Genomic DNA, 13,624 nt, shown 5'->3' with positions numbered 1-13,624 from the left:
TAATAAATTAGAAAAATCTTTTCAAAAACGTGTATTTTTCTATCAATGGTTGTAATAGTTGTTTTAAGATCTCTGGTATTGATGAGTATCCGTATAGGCCACCTGCTATTGCTCCTGTGACGGCGGCTATGGTGTCGGTATCCCCTCCGAGAGATATAGCTTTGGTGATGGCCTCTTCAAATGAAGACGACTCAAGGTTTAGCCATATTGCTGTTTGAAGTGTGGAAACAGCATAGCCCGTAACCTGATAGTATATCGGTTCAAAAAAGATATCGTTTATATCTTCGATGACGTTGTAGTAGTATTTATATGCGTAATTTAATGCTTCTTCCAGGCTATTTCCTAATATGAGATCCCTTAATATAATGTTGTATATGATGTTCGTAAATATGGCTACGGGATGGGAATGTGTCACAGATGCAGATTCGGCGGAGGATTTTTCTATAAATTCTCTGGATCTATTGTAAAAAAAGCATGAAATTACAGAGGATCTCATTAAAGCTCCATTTCCATTGTCAGTTCTTTGGTTTCCAGGAATATTTTCCTCTATTGCTCTCTTCGTAGTTCTGCCATAGCCAAAAGCCTTACCAAATGGGGTATATTCCCCTTTGAAAAACCAATTCCAGTATTTTTTGTATTCGTTGTCTTTATCCGCTGCACCTTTTTCAGATAAAGAATCTGTAAGGGCAAGCAGCATCGATGTATCATCTGTGTATATAGTACAATTGTAATTACTTAAATGGTTTTTTAATAGTACATCAGGTGACTCCGATAGTTTTATGGGTCTTTTCCTATTTTCAACTAATCTTCCTTCAAGTGGAGCCCCAAGCATGTCACCGATGATATTGCCAGCGATAATACCGGCGATTCTGTCTTTTATGTAATTATTTATTTCATTCAGCGCTTCTAAAGTGTGCGAGGAATGTAAACAATCTGAAACAGCATCTTTATTGGTCAATTAACACCTCGCCATTTTTTAAGATTAGTTTTTTATCTTTTAGTAATATGTCTGGCATTTTGATTCCGGTAAATACAGTTTTTTCATGCAATGTGCAGAATTCCATAAGAAGTGAGAAGATAGGGATATTTTGGGTTATTATGGCATCTTTGTTTATAAAATCATCCAGATAAAATAAAGATGGCTTTTTTAAAATGGCAATATCTGATAGGTGATCTTTATAGAAAAATGTAAGTGTTCTAAAATGGTTTGAATTTTTGGCTTTTTCATATAAATTTTTTGATATCTCCTCCACGCGATCTATATCTTTTTCATAAATTTCTGTTGGAGTTTGCTGGATCTGAAATCTACTAAACTGGGCTTTCCTGAAATATAAATTGAATGCTATATTGCCGTAAAAGTTGTTATCTTTTATCTGTTTTATTTCATCGAGTTCCAGAAAATAGATATCCTCTTTCTGTTTTATCTGCATATTTTTGATGAGTTCATCAGACAGAATATCAATAGACGACTTCATTTGTTGTAGCAATTTCTGGCTATTTATAAATAGTTCATCTCTGATATTGAGTAGATGATGTATCTGTTGTAATATATTTATGATCTTTTTTTCATACATCAATTTTTTTAGTTTTGGTAAATGTTTGTTATGTTCTGTTATTTCTTTTACTTCAGCCTTTGGAAGATGAATAGCTTTAGATTCTGCATTTATATCAAAGAAGTTATAAATGTTAAGAATGTTATCGTTTACAATGGAATTTCTTCTGGTCTGGTATATCATTTTCAATGTTGAATCTAAATTATCCGTTATAATGAGAAGGTCTAAAAAATATTGCATCAAATACAGATTGAGCATTTCAACTGCCATAATGTAAAGTGATAAAAAGTTGTTTAATTCATTTCCCAATAAGAAATCTTCATCAAATTTATCAGTTGTTTCCTTAATCTCTTTAACGATGTCGAGAAATTCATTGAAATCAAGATTTAAAAGTTTCATATCAGGTTTTTTAATCTTCCGGTAATTCTCTTTTAGATATAGATGCTGGGCAAAATTTAAATTGTAATAAAAACTGCCTATGCCGAGTGTGGTTGACCAGATTTCGATATTGTTTAAATTAAAATAGGGTCGGTTGAATATTGTTTTCACTGATGGGGAATAGGTTTTAAAATTTGAATAGATGAATAATGGATTGAATATATCAGGTAGGTTTTTTATGATACTGTTTGTAAGATAAGTTAAATTATCAGGGAAAAAGGTATCGAAAATCGTTCTGGAGTAGAGATTTTTTTCGGAATCTCCTTTGAATAGGTTATACTCTACTTTTGTAAGAGGGTATGGGATTTCGAAGGGAGCTATTGTTTTTTCTGAGTCGTAATTATCGCTTTTAATATCTGTAATGTAAAACTCGTCATCTTTAACATAGAATGTTATCTTTATAGGTTCATCAGAGTTTTTTTCTATGTTTGATAAAAAGTCGGAAATCTTCGATAATAATCGGTTATCCAGGTCTTGCTGACCAGATATGATACGGACAAAATCTTTATGAATATTTTTAAGAAGAAGCAAAGAGAAATTATATCCTTTAAGATGAAAAAATCCCCTATTGGATTTGTAATGGAAGCTTGCTTGGATAGTATCTCCATCAAAAGAGCTATCGATATTAAGGTTTAGTGACTCTATCAGGCTTAAATATTTATCCATAATTATACTTATAAGGTGATTGTTTATAAAAATCAAGTGGTTAAAAATTCAAAAAAATTATTGCAAATAATTTGATTTTCTGGTATAAAATTTGCCCATTTCGCACGCTGGTTGAATCTGCTTATAGCTTGTGCTCTTTTAAAGGGTGCTATGGCAGTCAGCGGAGGAAAAACAAATAGGAGGATTTATGTCACATATTTCAATGAAAAGCCTTTTAGAGGCTGGAGTGCATTTCGGGCACCAGACTAAGAGATGGAATCCAAAGATGAGTAAGTATGTCTTTGGAAAAAGAAACGGGATCTACATAATCGATCTTCAGAAAACAGTTCAGTGTTTTAACCAGGCCTATGAGTTTGCAAGGGATATGAGCAAACAGGGGGCAAAATTTCTCTTTGTTGGTACAAAAAAGCAGGCTCAGGAAGCCACAAAGGGTGCTGCTGAAAGATGCAACAGCTTTTACATCCACAACAGATGGTTGGGTGGAACACTTACAAATTTTGAAACCATCAAATCAAGGATCAAAAGACTCAAAGAGCTTGAGGAGATGTTTGCGTCTGGGTATATCAATAGGTTCCATAAAAAAGAGATTTCTATGATCAAAAAGGAGTATGATAAGCTTTATAAAAACCTTGCTGGTATAAAAGATATGACTGATATTCCTGATGTTATGTTTGTTATAGATATAAAAAGGGAACAGAATGCCATTGCCGAAGCAAAAAAACTTGGTATCCCAATAATAGCAATAGTAGACACAAATTGTGATCCAGAGCAGGTGGATTTCCCAATCCCTGGAAACGATGATGCCATTAAGGCATGCCAGCTCATTGCTGATAGAATCGCGGATGGAATCAATGAAGGTAGACAGATGAGAGAAGAGGATCTCGTTACAGAGATTAGATCTGCATCTGTTGAGGAAGAGGACATTCCTGTTGATCAAATAATAAATTTCGACAATATCGACGCAAAACTTGAAGAATTTGAGGAGGAATAATAATGGCTGAAATCACTGCTGCATTGGTTAAAGAATTAAGAGAGAGAACCGGAGCCGGTATGATGGATTGTAAAAAGGCTCTGGCTGAAACAAATGGCGATATAGAGCAGGCTATTGAATATTTGAGGAAAAAAGGGTTATCATCTGCCGCCAAAAAGGCTGGTAGAATAGCCGCAGAAGGTCTCATTGTAGATTATGTTGAGGGTAATACTGGTGTAATTGTTGAAGTAAACAGTGAAACAGATTTTGTTGCCAGAAATGAAGAGTTTGTAAACTTTGCTAAAGATGTGGCAAAAACTGTGGTTAAAAACAACGTAAATACAGTGGAGGAGCTACTTGCTTCACCATTTGTTACTGGTGAAACTGTTCAGGATGCTCTCAACACGAAAATTGCAAAAATTGGTGAAAAGATAGATATAAGAAGGTTTAAAAAGTTAGAAGGTGGGCTTATCGTTACCTATATCCACCTTGGTGGGAAGATAGGTGTTATCGTGAAGTTAGAAGGTGGAGACGCTGCATTGGCAAAAGATATCTGCCTTCATATTGCAGCATCAAATCCACTTTATCTTGACAATTCAAGTGTTGACCCAGAATTTATCAAAAAAGAAGAAGAGATTCTCACCGCAAAACAGAAAGAAGCGGGTAAACCTGACAACATCATTCCAAACATTGTAAAAGGTCAGATTGCAAAGTATCTTAAAGAGATCTGTCTGATGAGCCAGCCATTTGTAAAAAATCCAGATATCACCATTCAGCAGCTTTTAGCTGAAAAGAATGCAAAGATAGCGGCTTATGCAAGGTACCAGGTGGGTGAGGGTATCGAAAAAAAGCAGGAAAACTTTGTGGAAGAGGTGATGAAACAGATCAAGGGTTAATCTGCCCTCTGGAGTTGTCTCTGAATATACTTGCAAAACTAAATAAAATGTAAAAAAATGGGGCTTACCGCCCCATTTTTTTATCTAGGTTGATTTGTGGGTCTTATGAGTATCTCGTTCAGGCTGACATGTTCTGGCTGTTCGAGGGCAAACAAGATCGTTTTTGCTATATCTGTGGAAGAAAGCATATTTACAGAGCTTTTGTACTGTTTAAAAGCATCCGGAAGATCTTCACCCCAATCGGTATCCACCAACCCCGGTTCCACCGTAATTACCCTGACATTTTTGCTACAGAGTTCATCTCTTATGCTTTCGGAAAATCCCACCACACCCCATTTGGTGGCGCAGTAAGTGGACAATCCCATAAAACCTTTTCTGCCGGCCACTGAAGCTATATTGACGATGGTGCCCTTGTTTTTGATTAGATAGGGGGAGAAAAGGGCTGTTGTGTATATAAGCCCGGTCAGGTTTAAGTCTACGATTTCCTTGATTGTTTCAGCTTTTTCTTCTGTTATAGGTTTATAGATACCTCTACCGGCATTATTTATGAGGCAATCGATAGAATCTGTTTTACTCATGAAGAAATCGTACATGGCTTTGATGTCTGTAAGTTTTGAAAGGTCAGCATCAAAGTGGTAAACCGCTGAACCTTTTTCCTCTATATAACTTAAAAGGTTTTTATTTTTGCTTATCGTTCTTGATGTTAAAAATAGAGTGTTTTTCCCTTCAGCTAGGAGTCTTGCCGTGGCTTCACCGATACCTCTACTTGCTCCTGTAATTACAATTTTCTTGCCGGTAAATTTCATTTTTTCACCTCATCTTTTATTTTTTTTATGTAATGGATCAGTTTTTCTGCAATTGTTAAAGGAAGATTGCAATTTTTTGACAATTCTTCTTTGGTAATTTCTCTATCTAAAATATCAGGATACGTTGACAGAATCTTTTTTAACCTCTTTTCACCAATCCCTTCAACATCTAATATGCCTGACTTCAGTAGTATCTTTTCATAGCTTTTGCGCATATAATTAATTACAAAGCGATGAGCTTCATCCCTTATCTTTTCAATTAAAAGTAACATTGGGTCATTTCGTTTTGGTTTAACAGGGTTTTTCCTATTTGGCAGGTGGATGGAGGCGATCGTTTCTTCACTGTCAAATCGTTGTTCTTTCAAACTTCTACCTTTAGATATGGAAATTATGAAGGCGTTTAAATTTTTTTCTTTGAATGCTTTTAGGGCTGCGTTAAGCTGCCCAATACCTCCGTCTATAATGTATAAATCCGATCTCTGCTCACTACCATCCAATATATTATTAGCTTTTCTGGACATCAATTCGTATATAGCTGTAAAGTCATCATTTGTTTCATTTGTGATTTTATATCTTCTGTATCTACTCTTGATAAATTCCCCATTTGACCAGCAAACCGATGCCCCTACCACATTTTTACCGTAAAGATGGGAGATATCCACACATTCTATTGTATTAACATCGCAATTTGTCAAACTACTCAGCTTTTCTAAAGATTTTTTTAAATTATCCTGTTTTTTTAAAAAAAACTCCCTCTCCACCTCGATATTTTCGATACCAATCTCTAAGATCTTTTTATCTATTGAACGCATTAAACTGACTTTATGGCCGGTTGTCTTATAGACAGCTTCAATGAGGGGATCGCTGTTTTTTATCAGTGTGTCATTTACAATGATTCCTATGGATTCCGGTGGTTGTTGGGTGATGGAATAGAGTTGTAAGATATAAAGTGATATATCAAAATCGTCATCATCTATAAATTCTGTCTTAACGCTTAGTAGTTTGCCATTTCTTATGAAGAGGGAGCAGATTATTTTAAATTTTTGGTCTTCCTTCAGGATGAAGATGTCAGAAGACTTTTCGTCGTTTATGACCACCCCCTGTCTTGTAAAAAGAGAGTCCAGAGCATTAATTCTATCTCTGATTTTGGCCGCTTCTTCAAAAAGTAAATTTTTTGAATAATCAAACATCTTTTCCTTTAGATTTTCCTTTATTTCGCTCACCTTCCCTGTAAATAGCTTTTTAACTTCATCCACCAGCTTTTTGTAATCTTCTTTGCTGATCATTTCCTCGCAGGGCCCGGAGCATTGTTTTATCTGATAGTTTAGGCATACCTTTTTCTTTTTAAATATACCATCAGAACAGGTTCTTATGGGGAATATCTTTAAAATCTCATTTAAAATGCCCCTTAAGCTATTTACATTCACAAAAGGTCCAAAGTATAGAGCATTTTTATCTGATGTATCCCTTGTGATGATTATTCTTTGGAATTCCTCTTCGGTGAGTTTTATGTAAGGGTAGCTTTTGGCATCTTTTAATCTTATATTGTATTTAGGTTTTTCATTCTTTATTATATTATTTTCCAGCAAAAGGGCTTCAACCTCATTTGTGGTAATAATATATCTTACCTCATGGGCAAGAGAAAGCATCTGGACAGTCTTTGGGGACTTTGGGGATGAATTAAAATATGATGATAATCTTTTTTTAAGACTTATAGCTTTACCTACGTATAATATCTTGCCATTTTTATCTATGAATGTATAAACCCCCGGGTTATCGGGGATCTCATCAAGATTTATCGCCATCATCTTATCAATCTTTTATCAAAACCTCTCTTGGCTTTGATGTTCCATCGCTGGGACCCACGACACCTTGCTTTTCCATTATCTCCATTATCCTGGCTGCTCTGTTGTAACCAATTTTTAAATAACGCTGTATCATCGAAATAGAAGCAACCCCTTTTGATTTAACAAGTTCAAGTGCCTCATAATATTTTTCGTCCAGTTCCTCTTCATCAAAACTCTCTTCTGACTCCTGAGTCTCAAAAACCACAAGCTCTTCATTAAATTCTGGTTCACCATATTGCTTAAGATATTCCACCACCCTTAGTACTTCCGACTCATCCACATAGCAACCATGTATCCTTACCGGGTCGCTACTGCCAGGGGGTATAAATAAAGCATCACCTTTCCCCAGAAGCATTTCAGCGCCATTCTGGTCAAGAACAGTCCTTGAATCTGTTTTTGATGAAACCCTGAAAGACAGTCTGGCGGGCATATTTGCTTTGATTATACCGGTGATGACGTTTACAGATGGTCGCTGTGTGGCAAGAATCAGATGTATCCCCACAGCTCTTGCCATCTGGGCTATCCTGATTATCGATTGCTCCACCTCTTTACCTGACACTATCATTAAATCTGCAAATTCATCTACTATTACAACTAAATAAGGCATTAAACTAAGTTCCGGTTTTTTTTCAGCAATCTTATTATAAGATTCTATATTTCTTACTTTGTGCTCGGCAAGGGTTGCATATCTACTTTCCATTTCAGTTACTACATTTTTGAGAAGTTTTGATGCCTTCTGTGGATCCACCACAACAGGTGCCGCAAGGTGTGGTATCCCATCATAAACGTTCAACTCCACCATTTTGGGATCTATGAGGGCAAATTTTACATAATCTGGTGGGCATTTATATAAAAGGGAGCAGATTATAGTGTTAACCGCCACAGACTTACCACTGCCGGTGGTACCTGCTATAAGTAGATGGGGCATTTTTGTTAGATCGGTGATGTAAGGTTTACCAGATATATCCTTACCCAAAATGATTGCAAGATTTGAACTGGATTCTTTAAATTCTTTTGAAGTTATGAGCTCTTTTATGTATACTGTATTTCTCTTTTTGTTTGGCAGCTCAATCCCAATTACCGACTTACCGGGAATGGGAGCTATAATTCTTACGCTTAATGCACTCATCGCAAGGGCGAGGTCATTTTCAAGACCTGCAATTTTACTTATCTTTACCCCAGGGGCTGGTTCAAATTCATAAAGGGTTACAATTGGTCCAGGCTGAATCTCCTTTACTTTCCCCTGTACACCAAAGTCAAGTAGTTTTTCTTCTAATATCTTGCCTTTTAATTTTAACTCTTGTATCGATTCTGCGGTATCTGATTTCTCCGGTTCATTTAAAAGTGTGTCCGGTACAGTATAGCTTTTGGGAGATTTTTTGTTTTCTTTTGTAATATGCAGAATCTGTTCTGCAGGTGATGGTTTATCTTCTTTTTTCTTAGAGATATCAATTTCTTCTAATTCCGGTTTTCTAATTATAAAATCATCATTATTTTCGACAATATCTTTATCTTCAGGTTTTAATGTTTCAGTGTGTTCATTTTGAGATAAAGCTGTATCATCGCCGTCTTCTTTTGCCTCATTCCTGATGACATTTTTAGCCATAGATGCAATATTGATAAAAAGATCGATGAATGAAAATTTAAGTAAAAATGAGAGACTTATTATTAATGATGATAAAAGTATAATCAATGTGCCTATTTTCCCAAAAATAGGTAATACGATCGTCTTTATAAAAAGTCCAATTATTCCACCGGATGGTTTGGTACTGTATAGGATATCCTGTTCAAAGTATAGGCTTGACAACCCAGAGATGGAAATTACCGTGATGATCATGAAGAAGAGATTCAGTATAAATTTATAACCCCTTAACCCTTTAGTGTTTCTAAATTGGTAGAATTGGAAACAGATCATAAAAACCATGATCGGTAGCAATACAGCAGAAAGTCCAGTATAACTTATGATCCAATCGGATAGGTAGCTTCCAAATTTACCCAAAAGGTTGTGTATTTCAGGATCAATTTTTCTTATTACTATGGTACTGAAGGATGGATCTTCGGGGTTGTACGAGAATATAGCCATCCCAAACATTACCGACAGGGTGATTGCTATGATTATTAACGTATCAAACTTAAATTTTTCAGCGGTGTAGACTGTTTTTTTCTTCACAGCCATATTACAGTAATTATTCCAAGTATGAGACAATAAAGTCCAAAATATGACAATTTAGCCCTTTTTACAAATTGAATCATAAAATGGATGGCAAAGAAAGCTGAAATGAATGCTACCAGTGCAGCAACGATATAATTTAATATCTGATCACTTTCAATGGATGTGATATGCCTTGCCTGCAAAAGTGTTGCACCAAAGACTGCAGGTAACGCCATCAAAAAAGAAAACTCAACTGCTTCTTCCCTTTTTATTCCTAAAAACAGTGAAGCGGCAACTGTTGAACCAGACCTTGAAATCCCAGGTATGACTGCAATTCCCTGAACAATACCTACGAGAAAACCTTTTTTGGGATCTATCTGATAATTACCTTTATACCTATCAGACAAAACTAATAAAATAGAAGTAATTATCAGTCCATATCCTGCATATACCGGGACGTTAAATAATGTTTCGGAATATTGTTTTAATGACAACCCTATAATTGCCGTGGGGATGGATGCGGTAAATATCGCCCACAGAAAACGTTTGTTATCGTAATAGGTTACTCTATGTTTGTAGGAAAAAAATCCCAAGAAGGCAGTAAAAAGTTTTAATATTTTTGATCTGAAATAGATCAAAACCGAACAGAATGTGGCAAAATGCAGTATTGTGTCGAAAAGTAGTGATGGTTCTTTAAAGTTTTTCAAAAGTGATTGGGCTATTACAAGATGCCCGGAACTACTTATCGGTAAAAATTCGGTAAGCCCCTGCAATAATCCCAATAAAATAGCATCAAATAAATTCATCATAGTCCTCCAAGGTGATGGTTTTAACTATCGGTCTTTTTTCAAAATTTTTTTTGAAGTATCGTCTTACGAGGGAAGAGATTGTACTTTTTAAGTCAAAATCTTCATCGGTTATATCTTTTAATTTTTCCATGCTATCATTTATATATCTTTTGATTTTTATGTCAAGCTCATCGGTGAGTCTGAAGCCAAATGTCTCCAGTATTACTCTATTTTTGTTGTAGAATACGATGATCATGCCATCTCTTGATAGATGCTTTTTTTCCTTAAAAAGTTCATCATCATACTCAAATCCACCCCTTTGATCTATATAAATTGTCCCTGTTGGTGTGGGTGAGATGCAATATTCATCATTGGAAAACGTAATTTTATCTCCATTTCTCACAAAAATAGGGTTTGAAAGTTTTTTCTCGTAAATTATTTTCTCCAGCAATCTTTGATGGGCAATCTCACCATGTATTGGTATTGTCCATTTCGGTGAAACAGTGTGTATTACGTTTAAAATATGGTTTTGTGTAGCATGACCAGATATATGCATTCCTCTAATTACATTTCCATTGTGTAGATAGATTTCGTTTATCACTCTGTTTATATTTTTTTCATTACCCGGAATGGTTGTGGATGAAAATACAAACGTATCTGATGGATTTATTTTTAGTTTTTTTCTCTCCATCATTGCCACTTTAAAGAGTGAACTGTTGGGTTCTCCCTGGCATCCCGTTATGATTATACATAGCTGTTCTGGTTCATAATAGTCTATCTTTTCAATTGGGATAATGAGGTTTTCCGGTATTTGTAGATATGATAATTCTCTTGAGATATTTATATTTTTGGAAAAAGCATTACCTTCTACAAGTAGCTTTCGACCTGTTATTTTGCATGCTTCCAACACAAGCTTGATTCTGGAAATATTGGTTGAAAATGTGGTGAAAAATACCCTACCTTTACTATTTTTAAAAATATCTACAAATTTTTCCAAGAGATTACTTTCTTCTTCTTCTTCTTCTTCGGTGGATGTATTAAAGACATTTGTGCAGTCTATAAAAAGAGCTTCCACATCACCTTTATATTCTTCTAATCTTTCAAATGGGAATGGTTTTCCTATGAGAGGATTTTTTTCTACCCTGAAATCTCCACAGTGGATATACTTTTTACTATCAACATCCATTATAAGAAAAAATGAATTCGGGATAGAATGGTTGACTTCTAAAAAATTTATCTGAAAATCTCCTAATATTATCGTTTCCCCATCAGCGACAGTATTAAAAGATTTTGGTCTATATTTTGATTGGGCGATCTTGTGTTTTATAAGCCTTATGGCATAGCTACCGGCGTATATAGGTAAAGGGAAAAATTTAAGAAAATATGGTAGGGCTCCTATATGATCCTCATGGCCATGAGTGATTACTACGCCTTTTAATTTCTCCCTCACCCTTTCCAAATACCTGAAATCTGGTATGGTAAAGTCTATGCCGATGAATTCCGACTGGAAAAATTTTAATCCGCAATCTACTATAATCGCTGAATTTTCAGTTTCATAGAGGTAGCAATTCCCCCCTATCTCCCCAACGCCACCTAAAAAAGTAACCGAAAACTTCAAAAATCTCCTCCAACTTTATCTTCTACCAGAGTTTACCTGATCTTATTATACCTATTAAAAGTCCTATAGCAAAAAATACAGATATTACAAACCCTATGAGCCCTAAAAAGGGGATTCCGAAAAGCTTGGGGCCTATATTTGAGTGCACTATTATGGATGAACCTAACAATATCCCCGCAATTACAATACTAAAGGAAAGCCTGTTTGTGGATTTGTCTATCTGGGATGAAAACTTTTCCAAGCCTCTATGCACAAAATTAAAAGTTATCTTATCCTGTATGATTTTATTTACAATTCTTCTGTAATCACCTGGAAAAGATTCTATGATACTATTATATTCGCCGAGATTTTTTATTTTTTTCTTTAATATCGCTCTATAGGAATATTTATTTTTTATAATCTTTTTTGCATAAGGTTTGGCAAAATTTAATACATTGAATTCTGGGTCAAGAGATTTTCCAATCGACTCGAGAAATGCGAACGTCTTTATAATGTATAGATAATCAACCGGGAAATTGAATCTGTATTTCCTACCGATTTTTATAATGTCATGAAACATCTTTACAGAATCTATATCGCCAATATTCTTGCCATACACCGGCATTATTATATCCATCAGATCCAGCTTAATTTTTCGTATATCAGATTCTTCATTTATGATTTTAAATTCTATCAATTCGGACACAAGCCCATCTATATCTAATTTTATTAAACATACGAATATGCTACTTAGATGCTCAAGCAGCATTGAGTCCACCTTTCCGATAATTCCAAAATCCAACACTGCGATTTTACCATCATCGGTAATCAAAAGATTCCCAGGGTGAGGATCTGCGTGGAAAAAGCCAAATTCGAATACCTGTTTCATGTAAAAATTTACACCATTTTTGGCAATCTCTTTTAAATTTAAATTTTTTTGCCTTAAAACCTCAATGTTGTCTATTCTTGTTCCGGTGATCATATTCATGACGATTATTTCATTGTTTGAATACTCTTCAATCACATCAGGAAATAACAAATGATAATTATCTTTGAAAAAATCTTTAAATTTTTTTATATAAAATATCTCAAGTTCAAAATTTAGCTCTTTTGTTATCTGCTCCGAAAGTTCATCCACTATCTTTTTAAGCTGAATCTGTCTGGCTTCCTGGATATATTTCTCTGCTATATTAGAGAAAAAATGCATTATTGTTATGTCTTGATTTATGATCTCTTTGATATTTGGTCTTTTTATTTTGATGGCCACATCCCGTCCATCTATCAGGACAGCCCTGTGAACCTGGGCAATAGAAGCTGATGCAATTGGAGTTGGGTCTATTTCTAAGAAAATAGTTTCAATAGGTTTTTTTATCGAATCTTCTATTATTGGTTTTATCTGATCAAATGGTAGATATGGAACGCTGTCCTGCAATTTTTTCAATTCGGTAATAAATTCCTCATTTAGAATATCCGGGCGTGATGCCAAAAATTGTCCCACCTTTATAAAAGTAGTACCTAAATCTTCTAACAGTTTTCTGAATCTAACGGCAGGGGGAAGAGTACTTATCTCTTTATTTTGTTTTGGAGTGATAAAGCGCATGATTGCACTAAGCAATGGTGCCAGGTTTAGTTCGTAAATAAGCGGTCCAAAACCATACTTCAGAAAAGTTTTGGTAATGTACCTAATTCTTTTTACATTTCCTAAAGCTTTTTGAAAAGAAATCATATATTAATTCTACTTCAATTTTTAAGTGATGTCAAAGGCAGAATTTCAATGGCATCACCTCATTTTTATGATTTGATCGTCTATTTTCAATAAGTTATGTTTGTAAGAGCTTCTAGAATAATGAAGAAAAGTAGAGGTAGGCCTGTGTGTTTGTCCTGATGATTCATCTATGAGCAAACACGTAG

The 13,624-nt window shown here is 35.0% G+C and carries 10 protein-coding genes; 2 read left to right on the top strand and 8 right to left on the bottom strand.

The genetic code is table 11. The annotated features are described in order from the left end of the window. Positions 1-7: 7 nt before the first annotated feature. Positions 8-958 carry an ADP-ribosylglycohydrolase family protein gene (locus ACP5Q2_RS08645; protein WP_428099227.1) on the bottom strand — a complete coding sequence of 317 codons (951 nt, stop codon included), beginning with the start codon at positions 956-958 and terminating at the stop codon, positions 8-10. Further along, entirely contained in the window at positions 948-2,657 is a 1,710-nt protein-coding gene (locus ACP5Q2_RS08640) for a hypothetical protein (RefSeq protein ID WP_428099224.1), read from the bottom strand. Before ACP5Q2_RS08640 ends, ACP5Q2_RS08645 begins: the two co-directional genes overlap by 11 nt. A gap of 187 nt (positions 2,658-2,844) precedes the next feature. On the opposite strand from ACP5Q2_RS08640, the gene rpsB reads away from it, so the two are divergent. Both rpsB and tsf read left to right on the top strand, forming a co-directional pair. Beyond that, positions 2,845-3,648, top strand: coding sequence for a 30S ribosomal protein S2 (gene rpsB, locus ACP5Q2_RS08635; RefSeq protein WP_428099221.1), 804 nt, complete (start codon positions 2,845-2,847; stop codon positions 3,646-3,648). 2 nt (positions 3,649-3,650) lie between these two features. After that, positions 3,651-4,523, top strand: a complete 873-nt coding sequence (gene tsf, locus ACP5Q2_RS08630; RefSeq protein ID WP_424606202.1) for a translation elongation factor Ts — start codon at positions 3,651-3,653, stop codon at positions 4,521-4,523. Positions 4,524-4,603: 80 nt separating this feature from the next. On the opposite strand, the gene ACP5Q2_RS08625 is transcribed toward tsf, so the two are convergent. The 6 genes from ACP5Q2_RS08625 to ACP5Q2_RS08600 are packed head-to-tail and all read right to left on the bottom strand — an operon-like array spanning position 4,604 to position 13,439. Next, positions 4,604-5,329: an SDR family oxidoreductase gene (locus ACP5Q2_RS08625; RefSeq protein ID WP_424606201.1), complete on the bottom strand. Its 726-nt coding sequence runs from the start codon at positions 5,327-5,329 to the stop codon at positions 4,604-4,606. Next, positions 5,326-7,137 carry an excinuclease ABC subunit UvrC gene (gene uvrC, locus ACP5Q2_RS08620; protein ID WP_428099217.1) on the bottom strand — a complete coding sequence of 604 codons (1,812 nt, stop codon included), beginning with the start codon at positions 7,135-7,137 and terminating at the stop codon, positions 5,326-5,328. Before uvrC ends, ACP5Q2_RS08625 begins: the two co-directional genes overlap by 4 nt. Before the next feature lie 4 nt (positions 7,138-7,141). After that, entirely contained in the window at positions 7,142-9,352 is a 2,211-nt protein-coding gene (locus tag ACP5Q2_RS08615) for a DNA translocase FtsK (protein ID WP_428099215.1), read from the bottom strand. Continuing rightward, complete coding sequence (locus tag ACP5Q2_RS08610; protein ID WP_428099212.1) at positions 9,343-10,134, bottom strand: undecaprenyl-diphosphate phosphatase; 792 nt, start codon at positions 10,132-10,134, stop codon at positions 9,343-9,345. Before ACP5Q2_RS08610 ends, ACP5Q2_RS08615 begins: the two co-directional genes overlap by 10 nt. Beyond that, positions 10,121-11,734: a ribonuclease J gene (locus tag ACP5Q2_RS08605; protein ID WP_428099209.1), complete on the bottom strand. Its 1,614-nt coding sequence runs from the start codon at positions 11,732-11,734 to the stop codon at positions 10,121-10,123. The genes ACP5Q2_RS08610 and ACP5Q2_RS08605 overlap by 14 nt, the downstream gene beginning before the upstream one ends. A 22-nt stretch (positions 11,735-11,756) precedes the next feature. Beyond that, a complete protein-coding gene (locus tag ACP5Q2_RS08600; RefSeq protein ID WP_428099206.1) occupies positions 11,757-13,439 on the bottom strand; it encodes an ABC1 kinase family protein in 1,683 nt (560 codons plus the stop codon). Between the last annotated feature and the right edge of the window lie 185 nt (positions 13,440-13,624).

The sequence above is a fragment of the Calditerrivibrio sp. genome (assembly GCF_049968475.1).
Taxonomy (GTDB): domain Bacteria; phylum Chrysiogenota; class Deferribacteres; order Deferribacterales; family Calditerrivibrionaceae; genus Calditerrivibrio; species Calditerrivibrio nitroreducens_A.
Note: the sequence above shows the minus strand (reverse complement) of the source record. Positions and strands in the feature narration are given on the sequence as shown.

Bases quoted from the DNA above. Each gene is read 5' to 3' on its own strand.
- ACP5Q2_RS08640 (WP_428099224.1), bottom strand. From the start codon at position 2,657: ATGGATAAATATTTAAGCCTGATAGAGTCACTAAACCTTAATATCGAT.
- rpsB (WP_428099221.1), top strand. From the start codon at position 2,845: ATGTCACATATTTCAATGAAAAGCCTTTTAGAGGCTGGAGTGCATTTC.
- tsf (WP_424606202.1), top strand. From the start codon at position 3,651: ATGGCTGAAATCACTGCTGCATTGGTTAAAGAATTAAGAGAGAGAACC.
- ACP5Q2_RS08625 (WP_424606201.1), bottom strand. From the start codon at position 5,329: ATGAAATTTACCGGCAAGAAAATTGTAATTACAGGAGCAAGTAGAGGT.
- uvrC (WP_428099217.1), bottom strand. From the start codon at position 7,137: ATGATGGCGATAAATCTTGATGAGATCCCCGATAACCCGGGGGTTTAT.
- ACP5Q2_RS08615 (WP_428099215.1), bottom strand. From the start codon at position 9,352: ATGGCTGTGAAGAAAAAAACAGTCTACACCGCTGAAAAATTTAAGTTT.
- ACP5Q2_RS08610 (WP_428099212.1), bottom strand. From the start codon at position 10,134: ATGAATTTATTTGATGCTATTTTATTGGGATTATTGCAGGGGCTTACC.
- ACP5Q2_RS08600 (WP_428099206.1), bottom strand. From the start codon at position 13,439: ATGATTTCTTTTCAAAAAGCTTTAGGAAATGTAAAAAGAATTAGGTAC.